Here is a 16626-nt window from a genome sequence, read left to right on the forward strand (position 1 = left end):
ATGCTAAAAAGAGGATTGCTGGTTGGACTACAAACTACGTGGACACTCGGTAAAATCATTTTTCCGATTACGTTAATTGTAACGATATTAGGGCACACACCTGTTCTTGATTGGTTGGCAGCCCTCCTCGCACCATTGATGGGGTTCATCGGGCTGCCAGGGGAAGCTGCCATTCCGTTAGTACTAGGTAATGTCTTGAACTTATATGCTGGAATTGGCGCGATTTTAACGCTCGATTTATCGGTAAAAGAAGTATTCATTCTTGCTGTGATGCTATCGTTTTCTCATAATCTCTTTGTAGAGTCAGCTGTAGCTACAAAGGTTGGCATCAGGATGAGTGTAGTTTTAGCTGTCCGTGTTGGTCTGGCGTTATTCTCCGCATTCGTGATTCATTGGTTTTGGAGTGGAGGGCAAGAGACCGCACAGTATGGCTTTGTTTCTACCACACCTGATGCAGAACCAACGACTTGGCTTGGGATTGCTTGGTCAGGAGTAGAAAGTGCAACACTTGGCATTTTGCAGTTGGCGATGATTGTGATTCCACTCATGGTGTTTGTTCAAATTATGAAAGAGTTAAACTGGTTACAGGTGATGGCACGTTGGATGGCTCCTTTCACCCGTTTACTTGGTATTCGTGAAAATACATCGACGACGCTTGCTTCAGGCTTAGCTTTTGGCTTGGCATACGGGGCTGGTGTAATGATTCAAGCGGTGAAAGAAGATAATGTCTCTAAAAAGGATCTGTACTTAGTCTTTATTTTTCTCGTCGCATGTCATGCGGTGATTGAAGATACGTTAATCTTTATCCCACTTGGTATCCCAGTCTGGCCGCTCTTACTTATCCGCTTAGTGACAGCGATTGTCTTGACCGTTGCTGTGGCATTTATTTGGAACCGTCTTGAAAAAGATCAAAAGGTAGATAGAAAGGAAGCGACTTATGAGCATTAAAACATTATTATTTGACCTTGATGGTACGTTAATCAATACAAACGATCTAATCATTGCTTCTTTTATGCATACACTGGAGCAATTTAAGCCAGGTGAATATGATCGTGAGAAAGTCATTTCGTTTATTGGACCACCACTTATCGATAGCTTTAAGCAGGTGGATCCTGAGCGTTACGAGGAAATGATTGATGTCTACCGCACTCACAACCACTCGTTTCATGATGAATTAGTGAGAGAGTATGAAGGGGTCTATGAAACGATTAAAGAACTTCACGAAAAAGGCTATAACCTTGCCATTGTGACCACAAAAATTCGTAAAACAGCATTAATGGGTCTGAAGTTAATGAAGTTAGATGAATTTTTTGACGTCGTCGTTGGCTTAGATGATGTGGAGAATGCGAAGCCACATACAGAGCCTCTTGAGAAAGCACTATCAGCACTCGGCGTATCAAAAGAAGGTGCGATGATGATCGGTGATAGCCCACATGATATTGGTGCCGGGAAAAACCTTGGCGTCCCAACAGCAGCGGTGAGTTGGTCGGTCAAAGGGGAAGAGGCAATGCGTGCATTAGAGCCTGATTATATCCTCGCTGAGATGAGCGACCTTCTTGATATTGTGGAGGGAAGAAAGTGAGTCGAAAAACAGAGAGCTACCCGGTGAGTACAGCGAATTCTCTTTGGCAAATTTACCGTACAGTTCCGTTTTTGAAAGTCGTTAAAAATTTCATCGTCATCCAAATTGCCAGGTACACGCCTTTTTTAAAGGTGAAAAACTGGTTATATCGGACGTTCCTACGAATGAAAGTAGGCGATGAGACGGCCGTTGCCTTAATGGTGATGATGGATATTATGTTCCCAGAGCGCATATCAATTGGACGAAACTCGATTATCGGCTACAATACGACGATCCTTGCGCATGAATATCTGATTAAAGAGTATCGACTTGGCGATGTGATCATTGGGGATGAAGTGATGATCGGTGCTAACACGACGATCCTACCAGGTGTAACGATCGGTGACGGAGCGATTGTATCCGCTGGCACCCTTGTCCACCGCGATGTTCCGGCCGGCGCCTTTGTCGGAGGCAACCCGATGCAAATCATAAAAGAACGTGTGTAAAACCGCTTCAGCACAATTTTGTGCTAAGCGGTTTTTTGTTTGTCGCCTTTGAGTGGATGCGGTGGTGGTTTCGCTCATATATGAGGTGAGAATAGGTGGTTCGCACATATATCGCGAATCGCGCACATATATGTCGCCAATTCGCTCCTATATCAGAAATACCGCTCATAAAGGTCCGACGTTCGCTCATACCAGCCCCAATTCCGCTCATATCACTCATTAACGTTCACTCCAAGAGGATTTATAGAAGAAAAAGTCGAATAATAAGAAGAGGATGAGAGGATAGAGTCTCCTCCCACTATAATCGCGCCACAACCCCTACCCCGCCTCCACACATACTCTCAAAAAAATCAGTCTTTTCTGTTGACGGGTCGGGTGACCTCGTGTAGACTACATATAAATTCTTTATTTCGGTACTATATTAGCGAACTAAAGCGAAAGTGTTCGGATAGATGAATAGGCCGCTTACTCTTAGGACCTACTAGAAGATAGAGATAACAAGGAGTGGATCGTGATGTCAAAGCCATTTATGTTTGAGAAGCCAATTGGAATGAGAGATACCTTACCAGCTCTTTATAGAACGAAAAAACAAATTCGGGATCAGCTCGCAACAGAGATGTCATTGTGGGGCTATCAAACGATTGATACACCAACCCTTGAATTTTACGATACGGTCGGAGAAGCATCTGCTATCCTCGATCAACAGCTTTTTAAATTACTTGATTCAAAAGGACATACATTGGTGCTGCGTCCAGATATGACTGCCCCGATTGCCAGACTTGTGGCATCGAGTTTAAAAGAATCAACCTTCCCAGTGCGTCTTAATTACCAATCGAATGTCTATCGCGCCCAGCAGCATGAAGGCGGCAAGCCAGCTGAATTTGAACAAGTTGGGGTCGAGTTAATTGGCGATGGAACAGTTAGTGCGGACGGAGAAGTGATTGCGCTTATGATCGCAAGCTTGAAGCGTGCTGGTCTCTCAGGCTTTAAAGTAGCCATCGGTCATGTTGGCTATGTAGATGCGCTCTTACTAGATGTCGTTGGAAATGAAGAGCGCGCGCTCATATTGCGCCGCTATTTATATGAGAAGAACTATGTTGGCTTTAAGGAACATGTCAAAGAACTGAATCTGTCCTCGATTGATAAAGATCGTCTTATGAAGCTCCTTAAGCTTCGTGGTGGTAAAGAGGCGCTTAATCAAGCGGCAGAGCTTATCCAAACAGAACAAGGAGAGCAGGCCCTTGCTGAATTGACTCAATTATGGGACGTCCTTGAGAGCTATGGCATTGATTCGTATGTCAAGCTTGATTTGAACCTAGTGCTGCACTTGAGTTATTACACGGGTGTTGTATTTGAAGGGTACGGAAATGACCTCGGTGTTCCTTTAAGCAGTGGCGGGCGTTACGACCAATTGCTTGAGAAGTTTGATCGCCCAGCTCCAGCAACAGGGTTTGGTGTGCGTTTAGATCTACTCGTAGAAGCAATCGGAAAAACAGCACAACTTGATGAAAATGTTTGCGTGATCTTCAGTAAAGAACGTCGTGTGGAAGCAACGAAACTTGCAAGAGAAAAGCGAGAAGAAGGCATCTCAGTCGTTCTGCAAGACCTCTCTGGCGTGGGGGATGTTGATCAAATGAGCGAGCAGTATGATGATGTCATTTATTGCATTGGCAAGTCAAAAAAAGGAGGCGAGTAGGATGAGCGAAGTATTAACAGTGGCGATGCCTAAAGGAAGAATATTTGAAGAGGCCGTTGAGCTTTTACGCAAAGCCGGCTACCGCCTCCCAGAAGAATTTGATGATTCGCGTAAATTGATTTTAGACGTGGAAGAAGAAAATCTGCGTTTCATTTTAGCAAAACCAATGGATGTACCCACCTATGTCGAGCATGGGGTGGCTGACATTGGAGTAGCTGGAAAGGATGTCATGATCGAAGAAGAACGTGATGTGTATGAAGTGCTTGATTTGAAAATTAGTGCCTGCTATTTAGCGGTTGCCGGCCTTCCAGGATATGAGAAAAAAGATATCAACCCTAAGGTAGCATCAAAGTATCCGAATCTTGCGGCTCAATATTTTAAAGAACAAGGCGAGCAAGTCGAGATGATTAAATTAAATGGCTCGATCGAATTAGCCCCACTCATCGGCTTAGCAGATCGTATTGTCGATATCGTTTCCACAGGTCGCACCCTTAAAGAAAATGGTCTCGTGGAGCTTGAAACGATTGTCCCGATCACCTCAAGGCTAATCGTGAACCCTGTCAGTTACCGCATGAAAGATGAACAAATCGATCAGATGGTAGAGCGCTTATCAGGCGTCGTGGAGGGGGAACAAGCATGAAAATTGTGCAAGTAACCGACGAAGTCAGTTTAAAGCGTGATCTTGATGCAGGAACAAGTGAACAGCGGGAAGCGGTTGAAACGATCATTCAAGACGTTCGTGAAAAAGGCGACGCTGCCCTTTTGTCCTATACCGAGAAATTTGACGGTGCTACATTAGATGGGTTACTCGTCGAGAAAGCGGAGGTCAATGCGGCCTATGAGCAAATCGATCCTGGTGTCCTAAACGCAATTCGAGCGGCAATCATCAATATCCATGACTTCCATCAACGACAAGTTCAACAATCGTGGATGACGACAAAAGAAGATGGCACGATCCTTGGACAAAAAGTCACACCGCTTGATTCAGTCGGACTCTACGTACCAGGCGGGAAAGCAGCATACCCCTCCTCGATTATGATGAATGTGATTCCAGCTCAAGTGGCAGGAGTGAAGCAAATTAAGATCGTCTCACCCCCACAAAAAGACGGCAGCATCCCAGCAAGTGTTCTCGTTACAGCCAATGAACTAGGCATCACGACGATTTACAAAGTTGGAGGCGCCCAAGCCGTAGCGGCACTCGCTTACGGAACAGAGACGATCCAAGCAGTCGATAAAATCACTGGGCCAGGCAACATCTATGTCGCTTTGGCAAAACGCGCGGTATTTGGAAGAGTCGATATTGACATGATTGCAGGACCGAGTGAAATTGTCGTGTTGGCAGATGAGAATGCCAATGCGCGATACATCGCAGCAGACCTGTTGAGTCAAGCAGAGCATGATGAGCGAGCATCGGCCGTACTTGTGACACCTAGTCAGGGCCTTGCTGATGAAGTTAAAGCGGAGGTCATTCGTCAGCTTGAAACCTTGCCGAAGCGGGAAATTGCCCAAGCATCGATTCAAGATTATGGAGCCATTTATGTGACGAAGGATTTAGAGGAAGCTGTGAATGTAACAAATGAACTGGCACCAGAGCATCTGGAAATCCTAACAGAGGATGCGATGTCACTTGTTGGTCGTATCCGCCATGCAGGAGCGATTTTCGTTGGACCATATAGTTCAGAGCCAGTAGGTGATTACTTTGCCGGACCGAATCATGTGTTACCGACAAATGGCACAGCACGCTTTTCAAGCCCATTAAGTGTCGATGATTTTGTGAAGAAATCAAGTGTCATTAGCTACAGCAAACAGGCAATGAAGCAGAACGGAGCAAGCATTTCAGCCCTTGCTAGGTTAGAAGGATTAGAAGCACATGCAAGAGCAATTGATATTAGGTTGGAGGATGAATAGAGATGAGACAAGCTAGACTGGCAAGAAAGACTGGAGAAACAGATATTGTTCTTGATTTTTCAATTGATGGGGAAGGTGCTTCTAAGCTTGAGACCGGCGTTCCATTTCTCACTCATATGCTAGATTTGTTTACAAAGCACGGCCATTTCGATTTGACGGTTGATGCGAATGGGGACACGGAAGTGGATGATCATCACACAACGGAGGACATCGGCATTTGTCTTGGATTAGCTTTAAAGGAAGCTTTAGGAGATAAAAAAGGAATTAAGCGTTATGGCAGTGCGTTCGTACCAATGGATGAAACACTCGCTCAAGTCGTCGTAGACTTAAGCAACCGTCCACATTTGGAGTTCCGTGCCGAGTTTCCGAGTCAAAAGGTTGGTACCTTTGATACAGAGCTTGTTCATGAATTTTTATGGAAGTTTGCTCTTGAAGCAAGAATGAATTTACATGTGATTGTTCATTATGGACACAACACCCACCACATCATTGAAGCGATCTTTAAAGCCCTTGCACGTGCATTAGATGAAGCAACAACGATTGATAACCGTGTTAAAGGGGTTCCATCAACGAAAGGAATGTTGTAAATGATTGGCATTGTTGATTATGGCATGGGGAATTTACATAGTGTGAGTAAAGCGCTTGAGCGTTTAGATATTCCTTATTTCCTCTCCGATCAAACGGATGAACTGGAAAAAGCTGATGGCTTGATCTTGCCAGGAGTAGGGGCCTTTCGTGATGGTGCAAGTATCTTAAAGGAAACGGGCTTATCGATCTTCTTGAGTAATTGGGCCAAAGAAGGGAAGCCACTTCTAGGAATTTGTCTTGGAATGCAGCTTCTTTTTGAGGAAAGTGAAGAACATGGCTTAACGGCTGGTCTTGGGTTGCTTCCGGGACGGGTCGAGCGTTTTAGTGGCAAGGATGAAGCGGGTAACCTCTACAAAGTCCCTCATATGGGCTGGAATAAACTGATGTTCCAAAAGCCTGATCACCTTTTACTGAAAAATGTGGAAGAAGGGCATGTGTATTTTGTTCATTCATATGTCGTGAAAACAGACGACACCGACGTTTTGCTGGCAACAAGTGAGTATGGACGAGTTGTACCAGCTGTTGTCGGTCGTGACAATGTATTAGGTACACAGTTCCATCCAGAGAAAAGTAGTTCAGTCGGCATGTCTATTTTGAAAAACTATGTAGCATTTGTCGAGAGAGGAGCGGTTGCTCGTGGCTAAGTTTGAGATTTATCCAGCAATTGATATGCGAGACGGAAAATGCGTGAGGCTAGTGCAAGGCGATTACAATCAAGAAACAGTGTATGGAGATTCCCCGTTTGATATGGCAAAGGCGTTTGCAGATGCTGGTGCTAAATGGATTCATATGGTTGATTTAGACGGAGCAAAAGCTAAAACACGCATTAATCATGAACATGTCGTCAAAGTGGCAAAGGAATTAAATGTTTCTGTTCAAATTGGTGGAGGCATCCGCACAGCTGAAGACATTGCCTATTACTTAGAGCGCGGGGTGGATCGTGTTATTTTAGGAAGTGTGGCGGTAAACAACCCAGCCTTTACAAAAGAAATGCTCTCTACATATGGTGGCGAAAAAATAGCCATTGGTCTGGATGCTCGTGATGGATATGTCGCAACAGACGGCTGGCTTGAAACGTCGTCTGTTCAAGCCGTTGACCTTGCCAATGAGCTTGCAAGGCACGGGGCGGAAGTATTTATCTTTACCGATATTTCACGAGACGGAATGTTATCTGGTCCAAATACAGAAGCGATTGCCAAGCTAAGCGAAGCAACAGGGAAAGAAGTGATTGCTTCAGGAGGCGTAAGTAATTTAGCAGATCTTAAAGAGCTTCGTGAACACCCAAGTAAGATCGGTGGAGCAATCGTTGGAAAAGCTCTTTACACGAATCAATTCACACTTGAAGAAGCCCTAAAAGGAGAGTGATAACACGTGCTAACTAAACGAATGATTCCATGTTTGGATGTAAAGGAAGGCCGTGTTGTCAAAGGAATTCAATTTGTAGACCTGCGTGATGCTGGAGATCCGGTTGAATTGGCCGCTTTCTATGATGAGCAAGGCGCTGATGAATTGGTCTTCTTAGATATTTCTGCTTCGCATGAAGGCCGCGAGACGATGGTTGAAGTCGTGGAAGAAGTAGCTGGTAAGCTTGCGATTCCGTTTACGGTAGGCGGTGGGATCAATACGCTTGAAGATATGAAGCGAGTCTTGCGTGCTGGAGCTGACAAGGTGTCTTTGAACACAGCAGCTGTGAAGCGTCCTGAACTGATTCGTGAAGGGGCGGATTTCTTTGGCTCACAATGCATTGTCGTGGCGATTGATGCGAAATATGATGAGGAACTTGGTTCATGGCGTATTTACACGCATGGTGGACGCCAAGCAACGGAATGGGAAGTGCGTGATTGGGCGAAGGAAGCGACTCGACTTGGTGCGGGTGAGATCTTGCTGACGAGTATGGATCAAGATGGGGCAAAAACGGGGTTTGATCTCGCGTTAACTAAAGCTGTTAATGAAGTTGTTACCGTACCTGTGATTGCCTCAGGTGGAGCAGGAAAGAAGGAAGATTTTGCTGATGTGTTTAGAGAAGCAAACGCTGATGCAGCTCTTGCTGCTTCGATTTTTCATTACAAAGAAACATCTGTTGAAGAAGTGAAAACGTATTTAAAAGAGGAAGGGGTGCTCGTTCGATGAGTGTAGACAAGATTAAATTTGACGAACGCGGGCTAGTACCAGCGATCGTTCAAGATGCCACGAGTAAAGAAGTACTGACACTTGCTTATATGAACAAGGAATCCCTTGAAAAATCAATGGAAACAAGAGAAACATGGTTTTATAGCCGTTCTCGTGAAGAGCTTTGGCATAAGGGCGCTACTTCAGGTAATACACAAACGATCGCCGATATGCGCTATGATTGTGATGCTGATGCACTAGTAGTACTTGTGACACCGGCAGGTCCTGCATGTCATAAAGGGTATTACACGTGCTTTAGTGATTCATTGTTTGGGGAAAATGTACGCACAAATCCAACAAGATTTGCAATTTTAGATGAGCTTGAGCAAGTGATTGCCCAACGCGAAGCAGAAATGCCAGAAGGAGCGTACACGACTTATCTTTTTGAAAAAGGGGTCGATAAGATCTTGAAGAAAGTCGGCGAGGAAGCAGGAGAAGTCATTATTGCTGCGAAAAACCGTGACCCAGAAGAATTAAAATGGGAAGTGGCCGACTTGCTTTATCACGTGTTAGTCCTATTACGAGAGCAAAAACTTCCGCTTGATGAAGTGTTATCAGTTCTTGAAGAGCGTCATAAACCAAAGTCATAAACGAGAGAAGACCTATTTTAATCAAATAGGTCTTCTTTTTATTCTTTTAGCCCCTTAGATATTTATTCATGCTCAACATTTCACAAACTTGCCATAGTAAGAGTAATATTGTGATTAAATTCACAAACTTTTGGTAGTATACTAAGAGTGTAAGGAAGTTAGTGATCGCTAACCCAAATCAATTTTTTTACGTATATATGTGAATGTTTTCACAAACTATTAAAAATGAAAATGGTATTTAATTTATTGAGGAGGAATATATGATGTTTATGAACTTTTTGCGTGAGAATCGTTATGCTGCTGGAGCTTTAACTGTAATTAGGTTGTATATTGGCTGGATGTGGTTGACTGTTGGATTTGGAAAAATCACTGGTGGTTTTAATGCGGAAGGGTATTTAATGGGGGTGGTGAACAACGAAGCCGTTTTTGCACAATATCCCAATTACTACGCTTTTATTGAAGGGTTTGCTGTACCAAATGCAGAGGTCTTTAGCTTCATGGTCGCTTGGGGAGAGTTCCTTGTCGGGCTTGGATTAATCTTAGGCGTCTTTACCACTGCTGCTGCATTCTTTGGAGTAATGATGAACTTTGCCTTCTTATTTGCTGGAACCATTTCTTCTAATCCATGGATGATCTTATTTAGTATCTTCATCTTAGCTGCAGGGGCCAATGCAGGAAGATATGGTGGCGACCGTTGGGTAGTGCCATATGTGAAAGGGTGGGTAAACAACAAACGAAATGGCGACGGGGAAATTCATGATGATGTGGTGAAAGCCGCGTAATATTCTAAAAACTCAGGAGAACGATATCTCCTGAGTTTTTAAGCATGTCTTTTTATTTAAAAAGGTAATTCGGCATCAGGAGGGGGCGGTGCATAGACGACTTTACCTTTTATGTCAATACTATTTGCGATAATGATTCCGATAAATGTAGCGTTATTATCTATTGTTACCTCACCATCAGGAGCAAACAAAATGCCTTTAGTATTGCTCCTGATATTAATATTTCCTCGACTTGCATAGTTAGCATGGGTATAACCATCATTGGTATCATTTAGAAGAATTTTTCGATAGGTATTATTTTGAATAACCTCCGTATAGTTACGGCTGATATACCACTCATGATCCCTAACGTCAGGAATTGTATATTCCGGAAAATCAATCGAATTCACTTGTTTCACTGAATAACTTGTAGTATGAGGTAAGGTACCTCCTGTAATCGTTCCTGTATGTTTTAAACTACCATATACATCAACCTGATTAAGATTTTCTACTTTAATATTTCCATCTATATAAATTGTACTTAGGGGTTCCGTGGGATTTCCAAGTGAAATGTGTTTAAGGTCGACTTCACCTTGAATATAAATATTTTTAGCTTGAACAGCCGTTTTGGAACCACTGTTAGATGAAAATCCATTTCTCATCACAACGGTAGCTTCTGGTCCAATAACGAGACCGTTTCCTGTAAAATCAAATACATTACCATAAAACAATACATTCTCATCTCGTAAAAAATCTTCAAATGTATATTCGTGTTCAGGAAACTCAATTTTTTCACCTGTTCTTCTACCCTCAATCACAGTATCTATTTCAAATCGATATGATTGATTGGAAAGGATGAAGTTCACATGTAAGGCCTCTTCTGGATTAACCTCATCACAAGAGTTTATTTCGTTGGTATTGTTTATTAAGTCAATCTTTACGAAGGAAAGACCAGAACTTAAAAGATCCTCAACACAAAGAGGATATTCACTTTCTTCTTCTTGATGTTTTTGTCTCAGCTGGGTGATAATGATGTTAGCTTCTTGTCTTAGGTCAATATGAGAGGTTGATTTTTCGTTAAATGTTACAGTGGTCGTTAACACACCATATGTAATGCCGATCAATATAGAAGAGATAACCAAAGTGGCTAACACTTCGAGCAAGGTAAACCCAGATTCATTGGAGAGATACTTTTTAAACATATATAGGCCACCTCTAATATGTAATGATGGGAAGGAGTATTCTGGATGAAACATTTTAATCGATATTTTAATAATACAGGATTAACGCTAATAGAACTACTTGCTTCTATCACCTTGCTTAGCATTGTTATCATTATTTTCCTCAGTATTTTCTCTCAATCTATGATTTGGTCGTCAAAGGTGGAAGATAGGCTAACGGCTGTAAATTTAGCTGAGAGAGTATTAAATGAGGTTCGAACTGATTTTGTACCTACTCAACCAATCCCTTTGAATGGAAAAAACTATTACTTTGAAATTGATTATCCTATTGGTGACGTTAACGACCTAGAAGAAAGCTTAGGGTTAACTCGAGTACATGTGAAGATTTGTAATGAATTACCGTGTTCAAAAGTTGAATCCGAAATATATGGCTATATCGAGCAGGAGGATTAAAAAGATGAAGATGATCAAAAATCAACGTGGCTATGCACTTTTAATCGTCCTTCTCATCATAACAGTAATAGGAATATTTGCTCCTATTCTAATTTCAAATCTTATGAACAGCTCGATCCAATTTGAAAAAGCAGAACAAGATATACAAATGCAAAAAATGAAAGAGATGGGAGAGATGTATGCGGAACGGGCACTAGTCAATGCTAGGTCCAATCAAGAGCTAAGGGAATATGGCTTTGATGTGCCTGATCGCAGTGACCAGGCCAGCATGACGATCGACTTGGACCCTAGGACGAGATTTCATATTTTAATCGAAAATATCAATGGGACCCCCAATATTATAGTCACTCCGTATGTCGATCATTGAAAAAGCAATCTACCTTAATTCCCCTTCCCCACGATCCCTCCATTTATTGTATACTTAAGCGTATGAATGCAAAGCTGGAGGAATCGAACTTCATGAATTTCACACCTGAAAATGAACAAGAAAACCGAAATGTTGTCCCTTTTTATAGAAGTGGCGATTATTTCTTTCATAGAGGCATTATTGCTTATCGAAAAAACCATTTAAAGCGAGCAGTGAAGTTATTTGAGCGTGCTGTGAAGCTTACAGATAAAGAGCCAGTCTTTCATGTTCAATTGGCCGCAGTTCTCTCAGAGATCGGACAGTATGAACGTTCAAATGATATTCTTTCAATGGTTCTAGCTAAACACGGAGATGTGCAGTCGGAATGTTATTTCTTTATGGCTAATAACTATGCGTATCTTGGTTTATTTGAAAAAGCTGAAGAGGCTGCTAAACGTTATATGGTTCTAACACCTGGTGGCGAATTCTTTCGTGATGCAGGGGACTTGTTGGAGCTTATGCAAGTTGAACAAAATGAGAAGGATGAAGACGAAGAAGAGTGGGATGAACTTGACCTTTCTTCTGATGAATACATTATTGAACACGACCGTGCTCGGACTTTATTAAAAAAGGGAAAGCCAGAAGAGGCCATTCCTATTTTACAACATATTATTGAAGAACATCCCACCTGCTGGGCAGCACATAATCATTTAGCTGAAGCTTTATTTCGATTAGGTGATGATTCGGCGTTTGAAATTAGTCAAAACGTGTTAGAAGAAGATGAGGGGAATCTCTTTGCTTTATGCAATTTAGCTGTCTTCTTTACGTTGCAACAGGAAAAAGAAAAAGCTGCTCCATTTATAAATGCTATTAAACGCATTTATCCGCTAGATATCGAACATCATATAAAGGTAGCACAAGTGTTAGCGGCAGTAGGTGATTATGAGCAAGCTATTAATCGAATTATTCGTGTCGAACCATTTTTACTTGAGCGCGAACCGGATCTTTTTCACTGTCTGGCAGTGGCTTATTATCAAACCGACCAACAAGAAAAGGCTTTGTTTTATTGGAGACGAGCAGAACGATTAGGGAGTACAATCGCCGGAGACCTACTTCTGAAGATAGAGCAAAAACAGGTACAGGATAACGAATTATCATACCGTCTATGGTAATTGTTAAGAAATTATGTAGTTTGAGCATATAAGTAGACACTTATATGTTACTTGTTTACGATGGGGATATAATTTATTAATTAGTAGTGAATCAAGGAGTGGATCAGGATGAGTGAAGAAAAAATGTATGATGTAATTATTGCAGGAGCAGGTCCAGCAGGTATGACGGCAGCTGTGTATACATCTCGTGCAAACCTTAGCACGATTATGCTTGAGCGTGGGGTTCCCGGTGGACAAATGGCAAATACTGAAGATGTTGAGAACTACCCAGGTTTTGATCACATTCTAGGGCCTGAATTATCAACAAAAATGTTTGAGCACGCAAAGAAATTCGGTGCTGAATACGGATATGGTGATGTAAAGGAAATTGTTGATCATGGCGACTATAAAGTAGTGAAAGCTGGCAGCAAAGAGTACAAAGCGCGTTCTGTGATTGTGGCAACAGGTGCTGAGTACAAGAAGCTAGGAATTCCTGGGGAAAAAGAATTAAGTGGTCGCGGTGTATCTTACTGTGCAGTATGTGACGGTGCTTTCTTTAAAGGGAAAGAGCTTGTCGTTATTGGTGGAGGAGACTCTGCTGTTGAGGAAGCAGTTTACCTTACACGCTTTGCTTCAAAAGTAACGGTTATTCACCGTCGAGATCAATTACGTGCCCAAAAAATCCTTCAAGATCGTGCGTTTAACAACGATAAGATTGAATTCATTTGGAATCATGTCGTCAATGAAATCAACGCAGATGGTGGAAAAGTAGGCAGCGTATCAATTGAGAGCACTGAGACAGGTGAGAAGAAAGACTTTAAAACAGACGGTGTCTTCATCTATATCGGGATGCTTCCACTTAATGCAAGTGTCAAAGACCTTGGTATTTTAAATGAAGAAGGGTATGTTGTCACAAATGAGGAGATGGAAACGAAAGTTCCTGGCATTTATGCAGCAGGCGATATTCGTGAAAAATCTCTGCGTCAAATTGTAACAGCAACTGGAGATGGAAGTCTGGCAGCCCAAAATGTGCAACATTATCTAGAAAGTCTCGCAGAAGGAACAAAATAATTCAAAAAACTACAGAAAAAAACGTAATTCGGTCTTAATGAGTTTGTAACAAGTATGAAATAAATATGGGGTATCATATAAATAAGTAATTGACCCCCTTTTTTATATAATTTGCACGGACATCTTGTCCGTGCCCTTTTTTTGTCTTTTTTCATACATTTCGATAAAAAATGCTCACCATGTAAATTTTCCCTAATCCAAGTAATTGTGACGATATCAAAATGAATGTATAATAAAATGGAGATAGAACGTGAGGTGAAGCTGTTGCAAAGGGTTACAAACTGTGTACTCGTAAATGATGATAAAGCGTTATTACTCCAGAAACCCCGTAGAGGCTGGTGGGTGGCACCAGGCGGAAAGATGGAGTCAGGAGAATCAATTAAAGAAACTGTAACAAGAGAATTCCGTGAAGAAACGGGGCTTCTTGTGAAGGATGCAGAGCTACGTGCGGTTTTTTCAATGGTTATTATAGAAAATGAAGCGATAAAGTCTGAGTGGATGATGTTTACATTTCAAGCAACACAGTTTGAAGGTGAACAGCTTGATCAGTCACCAGAGGGAGAACTAGCTTGGCAAGCCCTTGATCAGATTAGTGGATTACCTATGGCTGAAGGAGATAAACAACTTTTTCGCCATGTGCTAGAACGTGACGATATTATGTATGGTACGTTTCATTACACACCAGATTTTAAGTTACTTTCTTACCGACTAGATCCGGATCCATCAGCTTAAAACATATACTTACTAAATAAAATGATCTTATAGAAGAGCAGGTGAGAAGGTTATGACCAACAAGGAAGAAATTCAAATTGTGATTATAACAGGAATGTCAGGGGCTGGTAAAACCGTTGCCGTACAAAGTTTTGAAGACTTAGGATATTTCTGTGTAGATAATCTGCCGCCTGCTTTAATACCAAAGTTTGTTGATCTCTTAAAAGGTTCCAATGGGACAATGAATAAAGTGGCACTTGTTATTGATCTAAGAGGAAAAGCCTTCTTCGATCATTTGTTTGAAGCAATTGATATCATTAGCAACACAACAAACATTCAACTTGAAATGCAGATCTTATTTTTAGATGCGAAGGATGCCAAACTTGTTCAACGTTACAAGGAAACAAGACGTTCTCATCCGCTCGCCAAAAATGGTTTGCCTCTTGAGGGAATTAAAAAAGAGCGAGAGTTATTAGAAGAATTAAAAGGCCGTGCTCAACAAATTATTGATACAACTGAAATGAAGCCGATTCAATTAAGAGAGCGGATCATCCAACGTTTTAAAACAACGGATCGTCATCCATTCTCGATAAATTTAATGTCCTTCGGCTTTAAATATGGGATTCCGATTGATGCTGATCTCGTATTTGATGTGAGGTTCTTACCAAACCCTCACTACGTCGATCATCTTCGACCTAAAACGGGATTGAATGAGGAAGTTTCCTCCTATGTTCTAAAGTGGAGTGAGACGCAAACATTTATTGAAAAGCTGCGCGATCTATTAACATATATGCTTCCTCAATATAAGCGAGAAGGGAAAAGCCAAGTGGTCATTGGAATCGGATGTACAGGTGGTAAACACCGTTCCGTTACGCTCGCAGAATATTTTGGAGAGGCTTTTTCGAATGAGTATGTGATGCATGTCAGTCATAGAGATATTGAGAAGGGGAAGGAAAGTTCAACGTGAAACAAAAAAAAATTGTTGTAATCGGCGGAGGAACAGGACTATCTGTATTGCTTCGAGGATTAAAGACATTTCCTGTTTCCATCACGGCGATTGTAACAGTGGCTGATGATGGAGGAAGTTCTGGTCGTCTCAGGCAAGAACTAAATATTCCGCCACCTGGGGATGTACGAAATGTCCTTGTCGCTTTGGCGGAAGTGGAACCGTTAGTAGAAGAATTATTTCAACATCGTTTTGCCAATGGAAATGGCCTATCCGGTCACTCTCTAGGCAATTTACTTCTTGCTGGCATGACCTCCATCACTGGAGATTTTGCGAGAGGGATAACAGAGCTGAGTAAGGTTCTTAACGTAAGGGGTAAAGTCCTTCCAGCTGCCAATCGCAGTGTTGTTCTTCACGGAGAGATGGAGGATGGTACGATTGTTACTGGGGAATCGAAAATACCGCTTGAACAGAAGCGAATTAAGCGAGTGTTTTTAACACCTGATGATGTCGAACCTCTTCCAGAGAGCTTGCGTGAAATTCGCAATGCTGACTTAATTGTCCTTGGTCCTGGGAGTCTATATACGAGTGTGTTACCGAACTTGCTTGTACCAGGGATTTGTCAAGCGGTATCAGAATCGAAAGCTAAAAAGGTATATATTTGTAATGTAATGACACAAAGCGGGGAGACCGACGATTATTCCGCCTCGGAACACCTCGATGCGTTGTTTTCTCATTGTGGAAAAGGTATGATAGATGAGATCCTTGTTCATGGATCACCTATGTCCCCGGAAGTCAGAAATCATTATGCAAAAGAGGATGCTGTACCTGTAGTGGTTGACTTCGATAAACTTCAGGCACAAGGGGTGGGCATCATCTGTGATCACTTCGTTTTAGAGTACGGACGAATGGTGAGACACGATGCTGCTAAAGTATCGAAAGCATTAATTAATACATTGAAACAATAAATAAGGTCATGAGAAAACTG

20 protein-coding genes are annotated in these 16626 nt (G+C 42.0%); 19 read left to right on the plus strand and 1 reads right to left on the minus strand.

The annotated features are described in order from the left end of the window. From AB3N04_RS13805 to AB3N04_RS13860, 12 genes are all read left to right on the plus strand, one after another. Complete coding sequence (locus AB3N04_RS13805) at positions 1-948, plus strand: nucleoside recognition domain-containing protein (protein WP_368503314.1); 948 nt, start codon at positions 1-3, stop codon at positions 946-948. Next, on the plus strand, positions 938-1582 hold the full coding sequence (gene ppaX / locus AB3N04_RS13810; protein ID WP_368503315.1) for a pyrophosphatase PpaX: 645 nt from the start codon (positions 938-940) through the stop codon (positions 1580-1582). Before AB3N04_RS13805 ends, ppaX begins: the two co-directional genes overlap by 11 nt. Further along, positions 1579-2067: a DapH/DapD/GlmU-related protein gene (locus tag AB3N04_RS13815; RefSeq protein WP_368503316.1), complete on the plus strand. Its 489-nt coding sequence runs from the start codon at positions 1579-1581 to the stop codon at positions 2065-2067. The genes ppaX and AB3N04_RS13815 overlap by 4 nt, the downstream gene beginning before the upstream one ends. A gap of 514 nt (positions 2068-2581) precedes the next feature. Beyond that, positions 2582-3763 (plus strand): ATP phosphoribosyltransferase regulatory subunit, encoded by a 1182-nt coding sequence (locus tag AB3N04_RS13820; RefSeq protein ID WP_368503317.1) that lies wholly within the window; start codon positions 2582-2584, stop codon positions 3761-3763. A 1-nt stretch (position 3764) separates the two neighbouring features. Next, entirely contained in the window at positions 3765-4403 is a 639-nt protein-coding gene (gene hisG / locus AB3N04_RS13825; protein ID WP_368503318.1) for an ATP phosphoribosyltransferase, read from the plus strand. Continuing rightward, a complete protein-coding gene (gene hisD / locus AB3N04_RS13830) occupies positions 4400-5671 on the plus strand; it encodes a histidinol dehydrogenase (protein WP_368503319.1) in 1272 nt (423 codons plus the stop codon). The genes hisG and hisD overlap by 4 nt, the downstream gene beginning before the upstream one ends. Positions 5672-5673: 2 nt before the next feature. Beyond that, on the plus strand, positions 5674-6258 hold the full coding sequence (gene hisB, locus AB3N04_RS13835; RefSeq protein WP_368503320.1) for an imidazoleglycerol-phosphate dehydratase HisB: 585 nt from the start codon (positions 5674-5676) through the stop codon (positions 6256-6258). Then, positions 6259-6903 (plus strand): imidazole glycerol phosphate synthase subunit HisH, encoded by a 645-nt coding sequence (hisH, locus tag AB3N04_RS13840; protein WP_368503321.1) that lies wholly within the window; start codon positions 6259-6261, stop codon positions 6901-6903. Continuing rightward, the gene (gene hisA, locus AB3N04_RS13845; protein ID WP_368503322.1) at positions 6896-7624 is read left to right on the plus strand and encodes a 1-(5-phosphoribosyl)-5-[(5-phosphoribosylamino)methylideneamino]imidazole-4-carboxamide isomerase; all 729 of its coding nucleotides are present in this window, start codon (positions 6896-6898) and stop codon (positions 7622-7624) included. Before hisH ends, hisA begins: the two co-directional genes overlap by 8 nt. Before the next feature lie 6 nt (positions 7625-7630). Continuing rightward, the gene (gene hisF, locus AB3N04_RS13850; protein WP_368503323.1) at positions 7631-8389 is read left to right on the plus strand and encodes an imidazole glycerol phosphate synthase subunit HisF; all 759 of its coding nucleotides are present in this window, start codon (positions 7631-7633) and stop codon (positions 8387-8389) included. Beyond that, a complete protein-coding gene (hisIE, locus tag AB3N04_RS13855; protein ID WP_368503324.1) occupies positions 8386-9018 on the plus strand; it encodes a bifunctional phosphoribosyl-AMP cyclohydrolase/phosphoribosyl-ATP diphosphatase HisIE in 633 nt (210 codons plus the stop codon). Before hisF ends, hisIE begins: the two co-directional genes overlap by 4 nt. Before the next feature lie 263 nt (positions 9019-9281). Beyond that, on the plus strand, positions 9282-9800 hold the full coding sequence (locus AB3N04_RS13860; RefSeq protein WP_368506057.1) for a DoxX family protein: 519 nt from the start codon (positions 9282-9284) through the stop codon (positions 9798-9800). A gap of 56 nt (positions 9801-9856) precedes the next feature. Here AB3N04_RS13860 and AB3N04_RS13865 read toward each other — a convergent pair whose 3' ends face one another. Then, a complete protein-coding gene (locus AB3N04_RS13865) occupies positions 9857-10981 on the minus strand; it encodes a type II secretion system protein J (protein WP_368503325.1) in 1125 nt (374 codons plus the stop codon). Positions 10982-11026: 45 nt separating this feature from the next. Here AB3N04_RS13865 and AB3N04_RS13870 point away from each other — a divergent pair, with 45 nt between their 5' ends. The 7 genes from AB3N04_RS13870 to yvcK all read left to right on the plus strand — a co-directional run bounded on the left by AB3N04_RS13870 (position 11027) and on the right by yvcK (position 16606). Continuing rightward, positions 11027-11413: a prepilin-type N-terminal cleavage/methylation domain-containing protein gene (locus AB3N04_RS13870; protein ID WP_368503326.1), complete on the plus strand. Its 387-nt coding sequence runs from the start codon at positions 11027-11029 to the stop codon at positions 11411-11413. A 4-nt stretch (positions 11414-11417) separates the two neighbouring features. After that, a complete protein-coding gene (locus AB3N04_RS13875; protein ID WP_368503327.1) occupies positions 11418-11780 on the plus strand; it encodes a hypothetical protein in 363 nt (120 codons plus the stop codon). 92 nt (positions 11781-11872) lie between these two features. Continuing rightward, positions 11873-12931 (plus strand): tetratricopeptide repeat protein, encoded by a 1059-nt coding sequence (locus AB3N04_RS13880; protein ID WP_368503328.1) that lies wholly within the window; start codon positions 11873-11875, stop codon positions 12929-12931. A gap of 108 nt (positions 12932-13039) precedes the next feature. Continuing rightward, entirely contained in the window at positions 13040-13981 is a 942-nt protein-coding gene (gene trxB / locus AB3N04_RS13885; protein WP_368503329.1) for a thioredoxin-disulfide reductase, read from the plus strand. Between the two features lie 237 nt (positions 13982-14218). Then, positions 14219-14713: an NUDIX domain-containing protein gene (locus AB3N04_RS13890; protein WP_368503330.1), complete on the plus strand. Its 495-nt coding sequence runs from the start codon at positions 14219-14221 to the stop codon at positions 14711-14713. Positions 14714-14765: 52 nt separating this feature from the next. Then, entirely contained in the window at positions 14766-15659 is an 894-nt protein-coding gene (gene rapZ, locus AB3N04_RS13895) for an RNase adapter RapZ (protein WP_368503331.1), read from the plus strand. Beyond that, on the plus strand, positions 15656-16606 hold the full coding sequence (gene yvcK / locus AB3N04_RS13900) for a uridine diphosphate-N-acetylglucosamine-binding protein YvcK (RefSeq protein WP_368503332.1): 951 nt from the start codon (positions 15656-15658) through the stop codon (positions 16604-16606). The genes rapZ and yvcK overlap by 4 nt, the downstream gene beginning before the upstream one ends. Positions 16607-16626: the final 20 nt, after the last annotated feature.

It is taken from the genome of Alkalihalophilus sp. As8PL (assembly GCF_040939795.1).
GTDB classification, from domain to species: domain Bacteria; phylum Bacillota; class Bacilli; order Bacillales; family Bacillaceae_D; genus Alkalihalophilus; species Alkalihalophilus lindianensis.

What these genes read in the sequence shown, in the direction of transcription:
- hisIE (WP_368503324.1), top strand. Translation starts at nt 8,386, where the DNA reads ATGAGTGTAGACAAGATTAAATTTGACGAACGCGGGCTAGTACCAGCG.
- ppaX (WP_368503315.1), top strand. Translation starts at nt 938, where the DNA reads ATGAGCATTAAAACATTATTATTTGACCTTGATGGTACGTTAATCAAT.
- AB3N04_RS13880 (WP_368503328.1), top strand. Translation starts at nt 11,873, where the DNA reads ATGAATTTCACACCTGAAAATGAACAAGAAAACCGAAATGTTGTCCCT.
- AB3N04_RS13870 (WP_368503326.1), top strand. Translation starts at nt 11,027, where the DNA reads ATGAAACATTTTAATCGATATTTTAATAATACAGGATTAACGCTAATA.
- AB3N04_RS13820 (WP_368503317.1), top strand. Translation starts at nt 2,582, where the DNA reads ATGTCAAAGCCATTTATGTTTGAGAAGCCAATTGGAATGAGAGATACC.
- hisG (WP_368503318.1), top strand. Translation starts at nt 3,765, where the DNA reads ATGAGCGAAGTATTAACAGTGGCGATGCCTAAAGGAAGAATATTTGAA.
- AB3N04_RS13875 (WP_368503327.1), top strand. Translation starts at nt 11,418, where the DNA reads ATGAAGATGATCAAAAATCAACGTGGCTATGCACTTTTAATCGTCCTT.
- AB3N04_RS13890 (WP_368503330.1), top strand. Translation starts at nt 14,219, where the DNA reads ATGGAGATAGAACGTGAGGTGAAGCTGTTGCAAAGGGTTACAAACTGT.
- hisB (WP_368503320.1), top strand. Translation starts at nt 5,674, where the DNA reads ATGAGACAAGCTAGACTGGCAAGAAAGACTGGAGAAACAGATATTGTT.
- rapZ (WP_368503331.1), top strand. Translation starts at nt 14,766, where the DNA reads ATGACCAACAAGGAAGAAATTCAAATTGTGATTATAACAGGAATGTCA.
- hisD (WP_368503319.1), top strand. Translation starts at nt 4,400, where the DNA reads ATGAAAATTGTGCAAGTAACCGACGAAGTCAGTTTAAAGCGTGATCTT.
- trxB (WP_368503329.1), top strand. Translation starts at nt 13,040, where the DNA reads ATGAGTGAAGAAAAAATGTATGATGTAATTATTGCAGGAGCAGGTCCA.
- hisH (WP_368503321.1), top strand. Translation starts at nt 6,259, where the DNA reads ATGATTGGCATTGTTGATTATGGCATGGGGAATTTACATAGTGTGAGT.
- AB3N04_RS13805 (WP_368503314.1), top strand. Translation starts at nt 1, where the DNA reads ATGCTAAAAAGAGGATTGCTGGTTGGACTACAAACTACGTGGACACTC.
- AB3N04_RS13860 (WP_368506057.1), top strand. Translation starts at nt 9,282, where the DNA reads ATGTTTATGAACTTTTTGCGTGAGAATCGTTATGCTGCTGGAGCTTTA.
- AB3N04_RS13865 (WP_368503325.1), bottom strand. Translation starts at nt 10,981, where the DNA reads ATGTTTAAAAAGTATCTCTCCAATGAATCTGGGTTTACCTTGCTCGAA.